Consider the following 16,505-nt stretch of genomic DNA (forward strand, 5'->3'; position numbering starts at 1 on the left):
ATCGCTCGCTGTGCGGCTGCACAGCGCAGGCCGACCCGACGTGGAGTCACGCACCTGTCGCGGGGCTGCTCGCCGGGCGACGCTGAGGGGACCGCGAACGACGACCCGTGAAGGACAGCGCATGGCATCGATGGCAGGCAAGGTCGTACTCATCACCGGCGGTGCGTCCGGGATCGGTCTCGAGACCGGACGCCGACTCGCGTCGCAGGGCGCGCACGTGGTGCTCGTGGACCGATCCGACATACCCGCATCGGTGATCGGGAGCCTGGACACCAGCGCTCACGGCCGGCACCTGGCCGTGACCGCCGACGTCACGGACACCGCGTCACTCGAATCAGCTGTTGCACAGATCCTCTCGGAGTACGGGTGCCTCGACGTGGTGGTGGCCAATGCGGGCATCGCCGAGGCCGGCACCGTCGCCATCAGCGACGTCGAGACACTGACCCGCATCGTCGACATCAATCTGAACGGCGTCATCCGCACCGTGCACGCCACGTTGCCCGCCGTGACCGCACAGCGCGGCTTCTATCTGTTGGTCTCGTCCGCGGCCGCCCTGAAGACCGTGCCGGGCCAGTCCGCCTACGCGGCCGCCAAGACGGGTGTCGAGGCATTCGGCGGCGGACTGCGCCTCGAGGTGGCACACAAGGGCGTCGGCGTCGGGGTCGCGCATCCCGCATTCGTCCGGACTCCGATGTTCGAGTCGCAGCACAGCATCGAGTCGGTGCGGGCGAGCATCGAGGAACTGCCCTGGCCGTTCCATGTCGTCACCGACGTCGAGGACTGCGCCGACGCGTTCGTCGACGCCATCGTCCGGCGCCGCCGGAAGGTGTACGTGCCGGGCGCTCTGCGCGGCGTCGACAAGATCCGCGGTGTGTTCACCGGCTCGCTGTGGGACGCGATTCTCCGTCCGAAGATGCGGAAGACGGTTCCACTACTGGAGCGGGGGATCCTGGAGAGCCGAGCGCGCGCTGCGCTCACGCGTCAGTAGCCACCACGCGAGGACGAGATCGGCTGTCCGGTCGATGTCGAGGCCCGTCAGATCACCGAAACGCGCCACCCTGTTGCGCACGGTGTTGCGATGCACGTAGAGGGCGGCGGCGGTGTCGTCGACGCGCCGATCATGGTCGAGGTACGCCGCGACGGTGTCCAGAATCTCGCGACCCGCCTCGCCGCGTTCGGCCACCGTGGTCAGATGCGCGGATGCGAGTCGATCCGCGGCCTCCTCCCCCAGCGCGAGGAGAGGAAGCGGTCCGAGTGCGGCCAGGTCGACCACCCCTGTCCTCGCGAAGCGGGTGGCGAGGTCGAGTGCGTGCCGCGCCTGCCCGTACGACGCGCGCGCGTCCGTGGCCGGTCGAGCATCGCCCAGACCGACCGCCACCGAGGCCGCGAGGCGGTCCGGAACCACGGGCAGAAGGGCGACGAGACAGCCGTCGATGACCGCGTCCACCACGCCGAGATCATCGGTGCCGCAACGTAGTCGCAGCATCGACCGGATGTCCGACACGATCGACGAGTCGTTCCAGGTCACACAGGCGACGCTGTAGTGGTGATCGAGCGCGATACCGTGCTCACGGGCGTCCCGCTCGACGGACGCGGGCACGTACGACCCGTCGACGAGCTGCCGGATGAGATCCGCACGCCGGGTGGCACCCGTGACCGCTCGTTCCTGCATCACCGTGTTCACGGCGGCCGAGTACGACGTGGCCCACTCCCACATCATGTCCTGCATGTCGTCGATGACATCGGTCGACAACTGCTGCTCGACGGCGTTGCGCCGAATCATCTTGAACAGCTCGCGGGCACCGAGCTGGATGCTGTGTGCGACGAGTTCGAGGGGGATCCGCTGATCGGCCCACCGCCGGACCAGGTCGGCGACGTCCCGCTCGTTCACGGCAGGTGCATCGCTACGCACTCGCCACAGAACGATGTCCAGGACGGCGCGCGTGTTGCGCTGCACCTCCTCGTGCGCCACCGAGTCGTACACCGGAATGCTTCTGCGGTACAACGACGTCAGGTCCGACGCGATGGCATCGAGTTGCTGCTCGGCGTCGGTGACGAGGGAGGCGATGCGCGCGGCGATCTCCCGCTCCCGCGGAGTACCCGTCCGGTCGCTCATCGCGCCTCCTCTTCCACCACCCTGCCTGTCCGGTTCACGAGCGTCGCACATCCCGAGCAGCGAGCGCACGAATCCGCGGAGCTGCTGCTCGACTCCGGGCAGTGAACGGTGCCGTCGGGAGCGCGGCACGGAGGACGAGGAGGACGCGGCCGGCTCTCGGGTACACCATGCGCGACGACCGCCGCTCCAGCGCGCGGACGATGTGCGGAACGATGTCGTCGACGGGGCTGACCGCACCGAACGGGCCGGGAAGGGCGGCGAGCAGGGCCGCGAACGCGGGCTGCGCCATCTTTCCCGTGACCATCGACGTGTCGATCCATCCCGGGTGCAGGGATCCGACGCGCACTCCGGTGCCGCTGAGTTCCAGTCGAAGGGCGTTCGCGAACGCTTCCAGCCCGGCCTTCGCCGCGGCGTAGCCCGAGTGGCCGGGCTGATGAGCGAAGGACGCCCAGGAACACGTGAAGGCGATGTGGCCGCGCGAGACCAGGACAGCCGGGAGCGCGGCCCGCACGATGTTGTGGGCACCGACCAGGTTGATGTCGATCATGCGCTTCCACGCTCCGTCGGGCAGAAGGTCGAGCGGACCGTACTCCGACACACCGGCATTGGCCCACACGATGTCGACCCGCCCCCGCTCGGCGACGACGGTGTCGATCACTCGGCGGCAGGCATCGGCGTCCCGGACGTCGAGCACGTGGGTGTCGCACGGGCCCGTCAGCGACCGCGCGGTGCGGGTCAGACCGCCCTCGTCCACGTCGAGCAGGACGACGATCGCACCGAGGTCCGAGCACCGCCGCGCCGTCGCGGAACCGATGCCTCCGGCCGCGCCCGTGACGACGAGGACCTGGCCGTCGAGGCTGCTCACCATTCGACTCTCCCCTGTGACGTGGGCGGGAGGTCGACGACCGCCAGCGCGGATTCGGTGATGCTTCCGAGAATCAGCTGCGTGCCGCGTCGTACCACGCTGGTCACCATCGAGTACTCGGGAGATGCCGACTGCAGGTCGTGCACGACCGTGCCGCCGGAGTCGAGAGCGATCACCCACGTCGTGGACTCGCCCTGGCGCACACTCTCGGGGAGGCGGTACGCGAACCTCCGGACGATGCCGGGGAGCTGCGCGACCCGATCGTGCAGTGTGCTGCGCGGCGTCGCCAGGGCCACCCACAGAAGGTCACCGTCGACCGAGACGTTGTCGGGGAAGGCGGGCAGGTTGTCGGCGACGACATGCGGCGGTCCGGCGTGACCGTCGACGAGGGGGTACCGCAGTACGGCGAAGTCGCCTGTCGAGATCACGGTGACGGAATCCTCGTCGTGCGAGACCGCCAGCCCGTTGGCGAACTGGACACCGTCGACGAGCGTGCGCGCGGCGCCGTCGGGCGACACCACCGCCAGCCGGCCCGTGCCGGAGTGCTCGAGGAGATCGGCGAGGAAGTCGTGGAACCCGAACCGCCGGGTGGACACCGTGAAGTAGATATTGCCCGACCGCCCCTGGACGATGTTCGACGCGAAGGTGATCGATTCGCCGTCGAGTCGGTCGAGAAGGACGTCGACCACCCCGGTGCCGAGATCCACGCGGAGAACACCTCGTTCGGCATCGCACACCAGCAACGTGGCGTCGTCGACGACGGTGATGCCGAGCGGTCGACCTCCCGTGTGCGCGAGAGTCTCGACGCCGTGACCGGTGTCGTCGATGGTGACCCGGACGATGCGCCCGTCCTCCAGGCCGGTGAGTACTCGCCCCCGCGAGTCCAGCCTGACGTCCTCCGGCCCGCGGCCCGGTAGTTCGAGACGCCGGATCGACGCCACCGGCTCCCTGCTCGTCACCTGCCGTGCTCGGGCCGGCGCGCTCGGTGGAGTCCACCGGACCGGGCGTAGTCGCGGAGCCACCGTGGAAGTGGGTCGAACGGCCTCGCTCGGGTGCGCGTCGCCGGCGATCACGGCGGCCACGGCACCGGCCGAACTCCACGGGGCACCGTGCCCCTCGCGCCGCAGCGGATACGCGGTGGTGCGCGGGCCGCCTGCACTGTCGGCCATCGCGGCCGGATCCACACGTCGGTCGTTCAGGCCGTACACCAGTGAGACCGGGACGGACAGTCTCGACAGTCGTTCTCTCAGCGGCGCTTCGGTCACGTAGTGGTCGATCGCCGTCGAGGACGCGCGGAACCGACGCAGTCCCGTCGCGACGAGGTCCCGCACCGCGAACTCGGGAACCGGACCACCGGGAGCGAACGCCGACGCGAGACCGGACCGGAGCCTGCGCTCGGGCAGCATCGTCCACACCGCGGCGCCGAGGACCGGCACACCGAGAACCATCTCGGAGACACCTCTGGCCGTCAGCCGACTCGCCGTGGTCGGCGGAGTCGCAACCAGCACCAGACGGGTCACGAGGCCCGGGAACTGCTCCGCCAGGGACGTGGCGACGAGTCCGCCGCGCGAGTGCCCCACCACGACAGCGGGACCGATGCCGGCGGCCCGAACCGCCCGGGCAATGTCGAGGGCGTCCTGCTCGATCGACGCGGTACCCGCGATCTCGGGCGCGAGCACCGTACCGGTGAGCAGCGGTCGAACGCGATTCCAGATCGCAGGCGACCCGCCGAGTCCGTGCAGGAGGACGACGGGCTCGCTCATCGCGGCACCGCGTTCGTGTGGACCGCGTGGTGCTTCTCGTCGAATCGCGCGGCACGGCGTCGATACCCGAGGATGCTGCCCGGCCAGAGGTTGCTGTTGCGGCCGGCGGGGTCGAGGTACCAACTCGAGCACCCACCGCTCGTCCACACCGTCCCGTCGGTGAGGTCGTCGATGTCGGTCGAGTACTCGGCCTGCGCCCGGGCGGTCGGCTCGATGGAACCGCGTGCGGTCATCGCACGACGCATCGCCTTCTCGATGTATGCGATCTGAGACTCGAACATCAGGATCACCGACGTGTGGCCGAGTGCGATGTTCGGTCCGTGCATCAGATAGAGATTCGGGAATCCCGCGACGGTCGTTCCCAGGTAGGCCCGCGGACTGTCGCCCCACGTGTCCGCCATCGATCGACCCGACCCGTCGAAGACACTGTCCGTCAGCGGAAGTCGACTGGTGTCGAACCCGGTGCCGAAGATGACGGCGTCCACCTCGTGCGCGGTGCCGTTCGTGTCGATCACTCCGGTGGGAGTCACGGTCGCCACGCCCGCCGTCTCGACGGACACGTTGGGTTGCGCCAGGGCCGGGTAGTACTCGTCGGACAACAGGATCCGCTTGCAGCCCATCCGATAGTCCGGTGTGAGTTTCTGCCGCAGAACAGGATCGCTCACGGCATGTGCGAGGTGCGCACGACCCTCGCGCTCCCCGATCGCCATCAACGCAGGGTGCCGGAAGGCCAGGAGCTTCACCTCCCGCTCGAGGTAGATGGCCGCGCGCGCAGCACGCTGGTATCCGGGAACCGACTTCAGCAGGGTCCGCGTGCGTGCGGAGATGGGCTTGTCGTCGCGCGGCATCACCCACGGTGCCGTGCGCTGGAACAGGGTCAGGGACTCCACCAGCGGTTGGATTCTCGGGACGAACTGGATCGCGGAGGCACCGGTACCGACGACGGCGACGCGCATACCCGTCAGATCCGTGTCGTGGTCCCACTGCGACGAGTGGAACATCGGACCCGCGAAGGTCTCGATGCCGTCGACGGCGGGAAGAGAGGGGTCGGCGAGGGACCCCGTGGCGAGAACGACGTGATCCGCGGTCGACGTCCCGCGCGGCGTCTCGAGAGTCCATCGCGCCGCGCTCGCGTCCCAGGTGAGGGACGTGACCGGGCACTGCGTCCGGAGTCGCGGGAGCAACCCGTGGTCCCGCGCCACCCGGTCGAGGTACTCGCGGATCTCGGGCTGCCGTGCGTAGGTGTGACGCCACCGGTGGCTGGGAGCGAACGAGAACGAATAGAGGAGGCTCTGGACATCGCACGCAGCACCCGGATAGTCGTTGTCGCGCCACACCCCGCCGAGCGTCGCCGCCCGTTCGAAGATGACGACGCTTCCCTGGTGCAACGGTGCCAGCCCGATCGCTGCTCCGACTCCCGCGAAACCCGAGCCGATGACCGCCAGCGTGTGGTGGTCGGAACTCGTGGTGGTCCCGGACGATGTCATCACTGACCCTCTTTCCCTGCGTGGTGGTGACGGGCGAACTCCGACCATTCCGCGACTGCTGTCGGGATGCGGTCGGGCAGCACGAACGTGCCGTCGAGAGCGAGGATCCGCGCCGGCGGCACCGACCCGCCGCCCCGATCGGTCAGTCGGACGGACACCACCGCGGTGGCATGGTCGACGTCGCGAATGTGGAAGACCTGCTCGAAGTACAGGTTCTTGGCATCGGTACCGATCAGACGGGTCCGCACGCGATACGCACGCGGGAAGGTCAGCGAGCGCCGGTAGGTGATGCTCTGCGCCGTGACGACGGGACTCCAGCCCCGCACGCGGAACTGGTGCCACAGACCGGTTCTCGCGTAGTACGCGATGCGGGCCGCGTCCAGAACGGACAGGTACCGGCCGTTGGTCATGTGCATCAGGATGTCGAGATCCGCCGGGAGTACGCGGAACCGTGTCTCGAGAGGATCACCCACTCGCGCCGTCCGTCCGAACGAGTGCATGCGGAGGACCCAGCGCAGCATCATGATCACGGGCCACTCCTCGCCGGACGACGGTATCGATCACTCGAGTGTGGCCTTCGGGAGCGTCGCGCACGATGGCTGTCGCGACACGGCGCCGCACGATGCGTTGTGCACGTGCCCACCGCCACGAGGGATGCGCGGCGTCAGTGCCCGGTGACCACGCCGAAGGCTCTCACCACGAGGTCCACGACGTCGTCGAGCGACAGGTCGTCGCGCTCGACGTACTCGTCGGCCGCCCGGTCGAGGAATCCCGTCCAGGCGACGACCGCCGTCTGCATCACCGGAGTCAGGGGCTGCCCCAGTCCGACGATGTCCGCCACCTGACGCGCGCCTGCCGCACGTGCCTCGCGGAGCGCCCGTTCGACGGCCGGATCGCCCAGCACGCCCTCGACGACGACGCGGACGTACAGCGTCCGATGATTCTCCAGGAACTCGATGTGCCGTCGGACGAAACCGTCGAGGCGTTGCTCCGGAGTCTGCTCGTCCGCCCTCGGACTCTGGTGATGCACCAAGCGCGACAACACGTCTGCGAGCGCCGCAGCCACCAGGCCCTGCTTGTCGGTGAAGTAGTAGAACAGCAACCCGTGTGCCACGTCGGCCCGCCGGGAGATGGCGGCCGCGCTGATGTCCGCGTCGCCGCCCTCGCTCATGAGGGCGATGGCCGCATCGATGAGTGCCTGTCGACGATCCCGTCGCGGACGACGCGCGCCGTCGGGGGGGTTCGCGGACATGGCACCGAGGGTAGTGCACCCCGCCCTCCACCTCGAGCACAAGTCAATTTCTTGACTGACAGTCAAAGTGCTCGTAGCGTCGCGGTCACTTCCCCACGACGAGAGGCGACGATGAACGCGACGGGTGACCACACCGGCTCGGCCGGTCTCGGCAGGCACGGACCGGATCGCATCGCCCACTGGGTGGTGAAATCGACTCGCACCGACGAGATGGTGCGGCGGTACGGCACCGTCTTCGGGGCGCAGGTCGCGTATCAGGACGACGAGATCACGTTCCTGACCTGGGACGACGAGTCGCACCGCCTGGCGATCATCGCCGTGCCCCCGGTTCTGCGGCTTCTCTTCCCGCTCGCGAGGCTCAAGCGCAAGGTCTACGGAATCGACCACATCGCGCTGACCTTCACGTCCCTCGAACGGCTGCTCGAGAACTACGTGCGGTTGAAGCGCCAGGGCATCCGCCCGGTCTGGTCCATCAACCACGGCCCGACCATCTCCCTCTACTACGAGGATCCCGACGGCATCCGACTCGAGTTCCAGGTGGAGAACTTCGACCCGGATCACACCGCGGCGTTCTTCTACAGCGACGAGTTCGCCCGCAATCCGATCGGCGTGAACATCGATCCCGACTACCTGCTGAGCCGACTGCGCAACGGCGAGTCGCCGAAGGAGCTGCGGCGGCGGGAGGCCGGGACCAGGCCGGGCCGGCCGGTCGTGGCGAACAAGAAGACCATCTCGTTCCGTACCTTGTGATCCCTTCTCGAGAAAGCGAATCACCATGCCCGTGAACATTGTTCGCACTGCCGAGGGATGGTGGCGCCTGCACGGTGAGACCGCGGCCCGCATCGACACCACGGCCGACACCACCCGTGATCTGCTCGCCGATCGTGCGGCCGTCGAGAGCGCACACGGTGAGGACGCCGTCGCGGCGGATCTCGACGTCCTCTCGCCGATCACCGCACCGTGCCGTGTCGTGGCTCAGTTGCTCAACTACCGGTCGCACGCGCTGGACATCGGAGCCGACCCGGCAACGCTGTACCCCACGTTCTTCCGGAAATCGTCGGCCTCCATCAGCGGCCCCAACGATCCGATCCGCCAACCCGCCGAGGTCGCCCTGCTGGATCACGAGATCGAGCTGGGCATCGTCATCGGGGCGGACGTCCCTGTCGGGACCACGGTCACGCAGGACACCATGCCGCACTACGCCGCGGGGGTGGTCGTGGCCGACGACGTGTCGGCGCGCGAGATTCAGCTGACCCGCGTCCAGGTCTACGAGAGCAAGTCCTATCCCACCTTCACGCCACTCGGCCCGCGACTCGTCCTGTTCGACGCAGCGGACTGGGCGCGGCTCCCCGAGTTGCACATGACCCTGTCCGTCAACGGCGACGTCCGTCAGGATCAGACCATCGGCGATGACCTGATCACGCCACCCGCCGAGGCACTCACCCGCCTGTCTCGTTTCCAGTCCCTCTCCGCAGGAGACGTTCTCCTGACGGGCACGCCCGTCGGAACCGCCATCTCCGCCCCACCGAAGATCGTGCAGAAGATCGGCGAACTCCTTCCGCCGGCGGTCAAGTGGAAGATCTTCTTCGCTCGACAGGCGCGCAATCCGCATTACCTCTCCGTCGACGACGTCGTGACCGCCACCATCCGCACGGCCGACGGCACCATCGACCTCGGTACTCAGCGGACCGTCGTCCGATGACGACTCCGGTGGTGATCGTCGGCGCGGGTCCGGCAGGCGCCACAGCCGCACTGCTGTTGGCTCGCAGGGGCATCCGCACCACTGTCCTCGAGCGTCGAGCCACGCCGCTCTTCCATCCGGCCGCACACGTGATCAATGCCCGCACGCTCGAGATCTGGCACGAGTACAGCCCCGATCTCGCGTCGGCCATCGCGTCGATGTCGCCTCCGCACGACGAGGTGAACCTCATCAGTTGGTTCGGCGGCATCGGCGACGGCCCCATCGGGTCCATCGACCTGCTGTCCGATCCCGAGCGGAAAGCAGTCGTCGAGAGCCAGAGCCCGTACATGGTCTCGCACATCGGACAGCACCTGCTCATGCCCGTGCTGTGGAACGCGCTGGACGAGGACCCGCTCATCGACTTCCGCCGCGGCGTCACGGTTCTGGATGTCGAGTCCACACCCGAGGTCGCCCGAGTGCGAACGCGCAGTGGAGATGACGACGGAGAGCTGACCGCTCGGTACGTCTTGGGGTGCGACGGGGCCAACAGTCCTGTTCGCGATGCCAGTGGAATCGACCTCGACGGGCCGGTCCTGGCGAACATGGGCAGCGCGTTCTTCACCTCGCACACGCTGTTCCCGGACGACGCTCGTCCACTTCTGAGCTGGATCTACACGCCGGATCTGTGCGGCGTCCTGATCTCGCACGCCGATCACCGGTACATCCTCATGACGGCCTACCTGCACCCGGCCCAGGAGATCGCCGCGAACAGCCGCCAGTTCTGGGCCGACATGTTGCCGAAGGTGCTCGGTGACAGAGACTTCGAGCTGGAGTCGACCGGCACCTGGGTGATGACCTCGCAGACCGCGGACTCGTTCCGCCGCGGGCGGCTCCTGCTCCTCGGTGACGCTGCGCATCGGTTCCCGCACACCGGCGGCTTCGGCCTGAACTCCGGGGTGCAGGACGCGCACAATCTCGCGTGGAAGCTCGACGCGGCGCTGTCCGGCACTGCATCTCCCACTCTGCTCGACACCTACGAGACGGAGCGCCGACCGGTGGTGGAGAAGTTCGCGGAACAGAGTGTGGCCAACCATTTCCGGCTCGACGACATCGGTGGACGCATCGGCATCACCAACAGGATGCTCGCGGTCGCGACCCGTGTCGCGGCGCGTGCACCGCTCGCGTCGCTCCCCGACCGGCTCGTCGCGCCGATGGCCACGGCGATGATGCGTCGGCAGATGCGTCGAGCGCGGCGACTGCATCCTCGGGCTCCGGGTTCGACGGCACTGCGCGGGCAGATCGCGGAGGCGTTGCCCGGTCAGATCGAACACTTCGTCTCCACCGGTCTGCAGTTCGGCTATCTGCACACGAGCGACCTCGTCGCCGACGACGACCCTGCAGTGCGGCCGCCCGAGGACGTGGTCGACTATCTCCCCACCACCTACCCCGGCGCCCGGCTTCCCCACGCGATGATCTCGACGCGCGGGCTCACCACGGGCATCCACGACGTACTCCACCGGACCTCGTTGACCCTCCTCGCCCTCAACGACGACGGGTGGGAGAACGAGCTCGGCACTCACCGCATCGCGGGCCCGGGCGTCGTGGTGGTCCCCGTCGACGCACCGGACCCCGCAGACCGGCGTCGACTGATCGACCTGCTGGAGGTCGGTGAGAAGGGAGCCGTGCTCGTCCGCCCGGACGGGCACGTGGCCTGGCGTACGACCTCGCCGGCGTCGTCGGGTGTGGCCGAGTTGACGAGATTCCTCGAACGCTGGCGCCAGCACTATCCGATGCGGTGACAGCGGCATGTCGAGGGTTCCGCGCTCCGATTCCTTCGGCAACACCGGAACCGACGGGGTTGACTGTGCCCATGACTGACACGAGGGTCGCCATCGTGACCGGCGGTGGACGCGGGATCGGACGGGCCATCAGCCTGGCCCTGGCCCGCGCCGGGTGGGACGTGGTGATCGGCTACCACTCCGACGCGGACTCGGCCGACGCCGTCGCAGCTGACGTCACAGCCCTCGGTCGCCGCGCGGTGTGCGGCGCGGTCGACATCGTCGACGAGGATTCCGTCGCCGCGTTCTTCGCGGCAGCGGAGACGTTCGGGCCGGTGACCGGGGTGGTGAACAACGCCGGCGCGGCCACCGCAGTGGGGCGGCTCGAGGACAACGACCTCGCGGCGATCCACCGGGACCTCGACGTCGACCTCTTCGGAGTGATCGTCTGCTGCAAGTTCGCGCAGGCAGCACTCATGAGACAGGGCGGTGGATCGATCGTCTCGATCTCGTCCGCGGCCGCGACGCTCGGAAGTCCGTCGAGGTACGTCCACTACGCGGCAGCGAAAGCCGGAGTCGACGCACTGACACTCGGACTGTCGAAAGAACTTGCCCCCGCGATTCGCGTGAACGCCGTGTCGCCCGGCACGATCTGGACCGACTTCCACCAGGAGCCGGACCGGCCCGCGCAGGTCGCCCCGACGGTGCCGCTCGGTCGAGCGGGCACCGTCGACGACATCGCGGGAGCCGTCGTCTGGCTCATGTCCGAGGACGCGAGTTACGTGACGGGCGCGGTGCTCCGGGTGGCCGGTGGACTGTGAACTACCTGCGGTGCGGACCCACCTTGTTCTCCGAGTTCTCGTAGTCCCCCCGGTAGAGGCGATTGCTGAACGGCTTCTCGTTCACGGGGATCTCGATGAGCCAGTCGTGCTCACGGATGTCACGCGGCCGATACGATCCCTTGAACGTCACGGTCACCGCGCCACCGCGTTCCGCAGCGGCCTCCTCGGTGGCCTCGCGACCGGTGTTGAACGTCTCGGCGAGGTCGCGACCGTCGTTGCCGACGATGATGGTCCCGTCGTGCACGAACTGGACGAAGGTGCCGTTCGTGGCCGCTGCGGTTCCGGCGACGGCCGACCCCAACTCCGGGTTCAGTTCGGCGACGAAGTCGGGGGTGCCCGGCGCGGCCTCGCGGTCGTCCGCTCGTACGTCCGCGTGGCGGGCCGGTGCGGGCGCGAGGGTGACGTACTGGCCGAGGGCACTGTGGCGTCCGCGATCGACGATGTCCCAGACGTGCGAACTCGAGGTGACCTTCACCCTCCCGTCGTGGAAGACGGTGACGCGGTCGGCGCCGTTGCTCAGAATCGTGCGCTTCGCGTTGGGGGGCATCCGGTAAGTATGCGCCCCGGGACCGTCCGCACTCACGCTCGGCTCCGAAGACATGGGCCCGTGGTGAGGCCAGGCGCGATCAGTCGGCCGACGTGATGGTCACCGTCACCGTGCCACCGAGCGCACCGACCACGCCGACTCCCGACGGGTCCATGGTCCCGAGTACGACGATGCCGGGGAAGTAGCTCTGATCGCCGTAGTACAGAACGACGTCGTTCGACGGCGCGTAGTACCCGATGTCGCCGGGATCGGGATCCGCCCCTGAGGGAGACCCGTCCGTGCTCAGCACCGCCGGCAGCGGACCCGTCTTCTCCACGCCGCCGTGATCCGACATCTCCACCGTCACGGGCAGAAGTGCCGCGAGATCGCGGGCCGCCACACTGTCGTTCAGCGTTCCGATCACCGTGGTGCCCTCGACGTCGATCGCGATGCGCATCGTCTCTCCGTTCCGTTCTGCGGCGGTCGGCCGCGTGGTCGTCGGTGACGAGGCAGCCGCACCGACGGTGTCGCTCTCAGCCGAGCAGCCGGCGAGCAGAGAGACTGCGGACGCGAGGGCAATCGCTCCGCGGCGCGTCATCCACGCTCGTAGGTGGCCCGGAAGCCGTCGGCAGGATCGCTCGGTGTCGGAACGAGAGTGTCACCGTCCACCTCGTGAGCACGATGAAGGGTCTGCCCGATGAGATCGCGCGCCAGAGCCGACTCCACCGAGATCGTGAAGGTCCCCGAGGTTCCGTCGGACTCGGTCACGAGATCACCGTGGAACGACTCGTACCCCTGCAGGATCGAACGCCGAGCCCGGTCATGCGCCACTCCCCGACCAGCGGGCTCGCCTCCTCCGACGCCGTCCACGCCGCGCCCAGTGCGGGCACAGCGACCGCCGGCGCGGCAATCACGAACGGTCTCTTCACGGTTGGTACCTCGTCACGTCGGAGGGTTGGTCTGGCCCCACCAACGCTAGAGACGTGATCGCACGCGAGGGAGTCCCTACGAGGGCACCCTTTGCGGTCTCCCGACGACACTCAGAAGTCGAGGCTGTCCACTCCGTCGGAGCCACCACGTACTCGCCGAATGTGCACCCGTCGAACGAGGCGGATGACAGGCCGGACGAGCAACTCGATGCTCCCGACAAGGAAGAGGACTGTTCCGAGCTCGGTGGTCGACTCACTGAAGAACAGCACACTGCCCGCAATGAACCACACCGCGATCGCGATGTCGTTGACGATGCTGACCACTTCCCATCGCTGACGGACGATCAACTCGTCGTGTCCGATGGTGAGTGTCAGTGTCTTCCCGCTGGTGTCGATACCCACGGTCGCCGATCAGGAGTCGGTGTTCGCATCCCCGGGGTGCGGCACGTTCTCCTCGTCGACGTAGGCGGTGTGCTCGGTGTCCTGCTCGTGCTCGCGCGGTCCGTCGTTGCTTCCGGCGGCGGGCACGGCGTCCGCAGCATCACTGGGCATCGTCATCGCGGGGTCCTGCTCTCTGATCGGTGGTCGGGTCACGCCCTGAATGCCCCGCGCCCCGATTCCGCAACCCTCAGGCAGGTGTGCCGTCGCCGACCAGATCACCCATGTCGAGCACGAACCGGTAGCGCACGTCTCCGGCCTCGAGACGATCGAGAGCGGTGCCGACGAGGGCCGACGGCAGCACCTCCACCTGCGCGGTGATGCCGTGGTCGCCGCAGAAGTCGAGCATCTCCTGCGTGTGCCGGCGACCACCACTGCCGGACGAGCTCACCGATTTGCGACCGACCAGGAGATCCACCGTCTCGATCGAGACCGAGCCGAGGTGGCCCACCAGACAGAGGGTTCCGTCGAGCGCCAGGCTCGCGAGGTACGGGTGCGGATCGTGAGCGACCGGGATGCAGTCGACGACGAGATCCAGTCCGCCCTGCACCGCCACCATCGCGGCGTCGTCGGTCGACAGCACGGTGTGGTGAGCACCCAGTTCCCGCGCCTCCTCCGCCTTGGCCGACGAGGTGGTGAACACGGTGACCTCGGCGCCCAGCGCCGCCGCGAATCGCACGGCGAGATGACCGAGGCCACCGATTCCGGCCACACCGACGCGCGACCCTGGACCGACGCCCCAGCGGCGCAACGGCTCCCAGACCGTGATGCCCGCGCACATCAGGGGAGCGACCGCGGCCGCATCGAGGCCTTTCGGCCGGTGGTAGACGAACCGATCCCGCACGACGTACTCCGCCGAGAAGGCTCCTGCCGTCGTCGATCCGTCGACGCGGTCCCGCCCGCCGTAGGTGAGGGTGGGGAACTCACGGCAGTAGTTCTCCTGCCCCGCAGCGCACATGTCGCACACGTCGCACGAGTCGACGATGTTGCCGACGGCCACGGGGTCCCCAGGGGCGAAGTCCGTGACGCCGCTGCCCACGTCGAGCACCGTTCCGACGAACTCGTGGCCCGGGGTGAGCGGGAAGGACCCCGCGTCGTCCCGGAGCACGTGCAGATCGGAATGGCACACACCGCAGTGGCTCACGAGCACGGCGACGTCGTCGGCCCGCAGGTCCCGTCGCTCCACCGAGTCCCGGATCAACGGGGCTCCGGGTGCGGATGCGCTGTAGGCGGCCACGGTTCTCACTGGATGTCCCTTCGAAGTGGACCGGTCGGTGGCAACCAACTGGTTAGTTGGAAGCGTAACCGAGAACGATCGCAGTGACCAACCAGTTGGTCACTGCGTAGGCTCGACCCATGGGTGACGCCGCCGAGACGAGACGACGAATACTCCGTGCAGGGACGGCCGAGTTCGCCGAGCACGGCATCGCGGGGGCGCGCGTCGACCGCATCGCTGCGAACGCCGCCATCAACAAGTCGCAGATCTATGCGTACTTCGGCAGCAAACAGGCACTGTTCGACGCGGTCTTCGACAACCGGGTGGACGTCGACATGGCGGACGTCCCGCTCGACGCGGACGACCTGCCCGGATACGTCGCGGCCCTCTACGACATGTATATCGGCGATCCCGAGCTGGTGCGCCTGGTGACCTGGGCGCGGTTGGAGCGGACTCCGATCGGCCCCCTCTTCGCGCACCGCGAGGATGCCGGTCGCGCCGAGTTGGACGCCATCCGCGACGCACAGAAGCGGGGCACTCTCGTCGACGACGTCGCGGCGGAGGATCTCTGGTCGATGCTGGTGTCGCTCGCCGCCACGTGGGCGCAGTCCGCGATCGTCCACACCGCGCACGCGGGTGAGAGCGCGTCCGACCACGATCGCCGACGAGCGGCACTGGCAGCGACAGCGCGGAGGGCGTTCCAGGCGATCTGAGCCGACGAGGCGCCTGTCAGCCGAAGACCGTCTGCCGGTCGGTGTGGGTGAAGGTGAAGATCGTGGCACCGAAGCTGAACAGCGCGGCGAGCAGGAGCACCTGGGGACCGGTGATGACGACGCCGATGAAAGCGCCGATCGCACCGCCGAGCGAGAACGACCCCAGCAGCATGAGGTAGCAGAGCCAGTCGTAGCGGGTTCCGCCACCGCAGAGGTGGCGTTCGATTCCCTGCCCCAGCTTGACCAGCGTTCCGGTGACATAACTCAGCGGAATGTAGGTCTCCTCCTTCTTGGTGAAGGCGGTGTTCAACGCGCCGAGCGCGAAAGCGATGAGAAGGATCGGATAGAAGTTCACGTCGGCGGACGACCACCCGGACAGTGCGATGTCGATCGACCCCGCCACCGCGAGCGCGATCGTCGTCACCACGGTGGCACCGTGCGGATGGTTCGACCAGTACTTCCGTCGGCAGATCGACGCGATGACCACGCCGAGCAGGAACGATCCCATCAGAGCCAGTGCGGCCCAGGGAGATGCGCCCGGAGCCACCTCCTTGCCGGCGGGCTCACCGAAATGTCCCACGACCGCGCGTTCGGTATTTCCCGTCATGAAGGTGACGAAGTATCCGGCGGAATGCAGAAATGCGACGGCGCCGACCATCCCGGCGAGGCCCGACAGAATCCAGGACAACCGGGCTTCCGGGCCGACTGCTGTGTCGCGGCTGATCGCCACAGATGAGGTCATACCTGTCATTCTCCGGACGGAATGTGCTCGGACGGCTCCGTGAGGCGTGTATCACAGAACAATAAAGATGCTTAACACCAGTGAAATGTGGTGGGTCACAACAGCGTTCTCCGAAGGCTGGAACAACACCGAAGGATTGAGGGTGGTCAGACTCGGG

20 protein-coding genes are annotated in these 16,505 nt (G+C 68.0%); 6 read left to right on the forward strand and 14 right to left on the reverse strand.

Features of this window, described 5'->3' with window-relative positions:
• Nucleotides 1–121: 121 nt before the first annotated feature.
• A complete protein-coding gene (locus HQ306_RS05210; protein WP_222627992.1) occupies nucleotides 122–988 on the forward strand; it encodes a short-chain dehydrogenase/reductase in 867 nt (288 codons plus the stop codon).
• Here HQ306_RS05210 and HQ306_RS05215 read toward each other — a convergent pair.
• The 6 genes from HQ306_RS05215 to HQ306_RS05240 form a co-directional block, all read right to left on the reverse strand.
• Nucleotides 932–2,116: a CdaR family transcriptional regulator gene (locus HQ306_RS05215; RefSeq protein ID WP_222627994.1), complete on the reverse strand. Its 1,185-nt coding sequence runs from the start codon at nucleotides 2,114–2,116 to the stop codon at nucleotides 932–934. The genes HQ306_RS05210 and HQ306_RS05215 overlap by 57 nt on opposite strands.
• A 34-nt stretch (nucleotides 2,117–2,150) precedes the next feature.
• Nucleotides 2,151–2,984 (reverse strand): SDR family NAD(P)-dependent oxidoreductase, encoded by an 834-nt coding sequence (locus HQ306_RS05220; protein WP_222627996.1) that lies wholly within the window; start codon nucleotides 2,982–2,984, stop codon nucleotides 2,151–2,153.
• Nucleotides 2,978–4,744, reverse strand: a complete 1,767-nt coding sequence (locus tag HQ306_RS05225; RefSeq protein WP_222627998.1) for an alpha/beta fold hydrolase — start codon at nucleotides 4,742–4,744, stop codon at nucleotides 2,978–2,980. The genes HQ306_RS05220 and HQ306_RS05225 overlap by 7 nt, the downstream gene beginning before the upstream one ends.
• Nucleotides 4,741–6,231 carry an NAD(P)/FAD-dependent oxidoreductase gene (locus HQ306_RS05230; protein WP_222628000.1) on the reverse strand — a complete coding sequence of 497 codons (1,491 nt, stop codon included), beginning with the start codon at nucleotides 6,229–6,231 and terminating at the stop codon, nucleotides 4,741–4,743. Before HQ306_RS05230 ends, HQ306_RS05225 begins: the two co-directional genes overlap by 4 nt.
• Complete coding sequence (locus HQ306_RS05235; protein WP_235578830.1) at nucleotides 6,231–6,755, reverse strand: thioesterase family protein; 525 nt, start codon at nucleotides 6,753–6,755, stop codon at nucleotides 6,231–6,233. The genes HQ306_RS05230 and HQ306_RS05235 overlap by 1 nt, the downstream gene beginning before the upstream one ends.
• A gap of 140 nt (nucleotides 6,756–6,895) precedes the next feature.
• Nucleotides 6,896–7,483: a TetR/AcrR family transcriptional regulator gene (locus HQ306_RS05240; protein ID WP_222628002.1), complete on the reverse strand. Its 588-nt coding sequence runs from the start codon at nucleotides 7,481–7,483 to the stop codon at nucleotides 6,896–6,898.
• A gap of 111 nt (nucleotides 7,484–7,594) precedes the next feature.
• On the opposite strand from HQ306_RS05240, the gene HQ306_RS05245 reads away from it, so the two are divergent.
• The 4 genes from HQ306_RS05245 to HQ306_RS05260 all read left to right on the forward strand — a co-directional run bounded on the left by HQ306_RS05245 (nucleotide 7,595) and on the right by HQ306_RS05260 (nucleotide 11,763).
• On the forward strand, nucleotides 7,595–8,233 hold the full coding sequence (locus tag HQ306_RS05245) for a VOC family protein (protein ID WP_222628003.1): 639 nt from the start codon (nucleotides 7,595–7,597) through the stop codon (nucleotides 8,231–8,233).
• Nucleotides 8,234–8,258: 25 nt separating this feature from the next.
• A complete protein-coding gene (locus HQ306_RS05250; protein WP_222628005.1) occupies nucleotides 8,259–9,185 on the forward strand; it encodes a fumarylacetoacetate hydrolase family protein in 927 nt (308 codons plus the stop codon).
• Entirely contained in the window at nucleotides 9,182–10,963 is a 1,782-nt protein-coding gene (locus HQ306_RS05255; RefSeq protein WP_222628008.1) for an FAD-dependent oxidoreductase, read from the forward strand. The genes HQ306_RS05250 and HQ306_RS05255 overlap by 4 nt, the downstream gene beginning before the upstream one ends.
• A gap of 71 nt (nucleotides 10,964–11,034) precedes the next feature.
• The gene (locus HQ306_RS05260; protein ID WP_222628010.1) at nucleotides 11,035–11,763 is read left to right on the forward strand and encodes an SDR family NAD(P)-dependent oxidoreductase; all 729 of its coding nucleotides are present in this window, start codon (nucleotides 11,035–11,037) and stop codon (nucleotides 11,761–11,763) included.
• Between the two features lies 1 nt (nucleotide 11,764).
• Here HQ306_RS05260 and HQ306_RS05265 read toward each other — a convergent pair whose 3' ends face one another.
• The 7 genes from HQ306_RS05265 to HQ306_RS05290 all read right to left on the reverse strand — a co-directional run bounded on the left by HQ306_RS05265 (nucleotide 11,765) and on the right by HQ306_RS05290 (nucleotide 14,923).
• Nucleotides 11,765–12,331 (reverse strand): hypothetical protein, encoded by a 567-nt coding sequence (locus HQ306_RS05265; protein ID WP_027504369.1) that lies wholly within the window; start codon nucleotides 12,329–12,331, stop codon nucleotides 11,765–11,767.
• 79 nt (nucleotides 12,332–12,410) lie between these two features.
• On the reverse strand, nucleotides 12,411–12,767 hold the full coding sequence (locus HQ306_RS05270; protein WP_231476168.1) for a cyclophilin-like fold protein: 357 nt from the start codon (nucleotides 12,765–12,767) through the stop codon (nucleotides 12,411–12,413).
• 137 nt (nucleotides 12,768–12,904) lie between these two features.
• Complete coding sequence (locus tag HQ306_RS22055) at nucleotides 12,905–13,078, reverse strand: hypothetical protein (protein ID WP_235578792.1); 174 nt, start codon at nucleotides 13,076–13,078, stop codon at nucleotides 12,905–12,907.
• Nucleotides 13,075–13,239 carry a hypothetical protein gene (locus HQ306_RS22060; RefSeq protein WP_235578791.1) on the reverse strand — a complete coding sequence of 55 codons (165 nt, stop codon included), beginning with the start codon at nucleotides 13,237–13,239 and terminating at the stop codon, nucleotides 13,075–13,077. The genes HQ306_RS22055 and HQ306_RS22060 overlap by 4 nt, the downstream gene beginning before the upstream one ends.
• Before the next feature lie 111 nt (nucleotides 13,240–13,350).
• Complete coding sequence (locus HQ306_RS05280) at nucleotides 13,351–13,641, reverse strand: YrhK family protein (protein ID WP_308115493.1); 291 nt, start codon at nucleotides 13,639–13,641, stop codon at nucleotides 13,351–13,353.
• A 9-nt stretch (nucleotides 13,642–13,650) separates the two neighbouring features.
• The gene (locus tag HQ306_RS05285) at nucleotides 13,651–13,797 is read right to left on the reverse strand and encodes a hypothetical protein (protein WP_197027715.1); all 147 of its coding nucleotides are present in this window, start codon (nucleotides 13,795–13,797) and stop codon (nucleotides 13,651–13,653) included.
• Between the two features lie 70 nt (nucleotides 13,798–13,867).
• On the reverse strand, nucleotides 13,868–14,923 hold the full coding sequence (locus tag HQ306_RS05290; protein WP_222628014.1) for an NAD(P)-dependent alcohol dehydrogenase: 1,056 nt from the start codon (nucleotides 14,921–14,923) through the stop codon (nucleotides 13,868–13,870).
• A 110-nt stretch (nucleotides 14,924–15,033) separates the two neighbouring features.
• Here HQ306_RS05290 and HQ306_RS05295 point away from each other — a divergent pair, with 110 nt between their 5' ends.
• The gene (locus HQ306_RS05295; protein ID WP_222628016.1) at nucleotides 15,034–15,606 is read left to right on the forward strand and encodes a TetR family transcriptional regulator; all 573 of its coding nucleotides are present in this window, start codon (nucleotides 15,034–15,036) and stop codon (nucleotides 15,604–15,606) included.
• A 16-nt stretch (nucleotides 15,607–15,622) separates the two neighbouring features.
• Here the strand turns inward: HQ306_RS05295 and HQ306_RS05300 are convergent, their stop codons facing one another.
• Nucleotides 15,623–16,348 carry a YoaK family protein gene (locus HQ306_RS05300; RefSeq protein WP_222628018.1) on the reverse strand — a complete coding sequence of 242 codons (726 nt, stop codon included), beginning with the start codon at nucleotides 16,346–16,348 and terminating at the stop codon, nucleotides 15,623–15,625.
• Between the last annotated feature and the right edge of the window lie 157 nt (nucleotides 16,349–16,505).

Origin of the sequence: Rhodococcus sp. BP-160 (genome assembly GCF_019836205.1) — a bacterium.
In the GTDB taxonomy this organism is placed as follows: domain Bacteria; phylum Actinomycetota; class Actinomycetes; order Mycobacteriales; family Mycobacteriaceae; genus Rhodococcoides.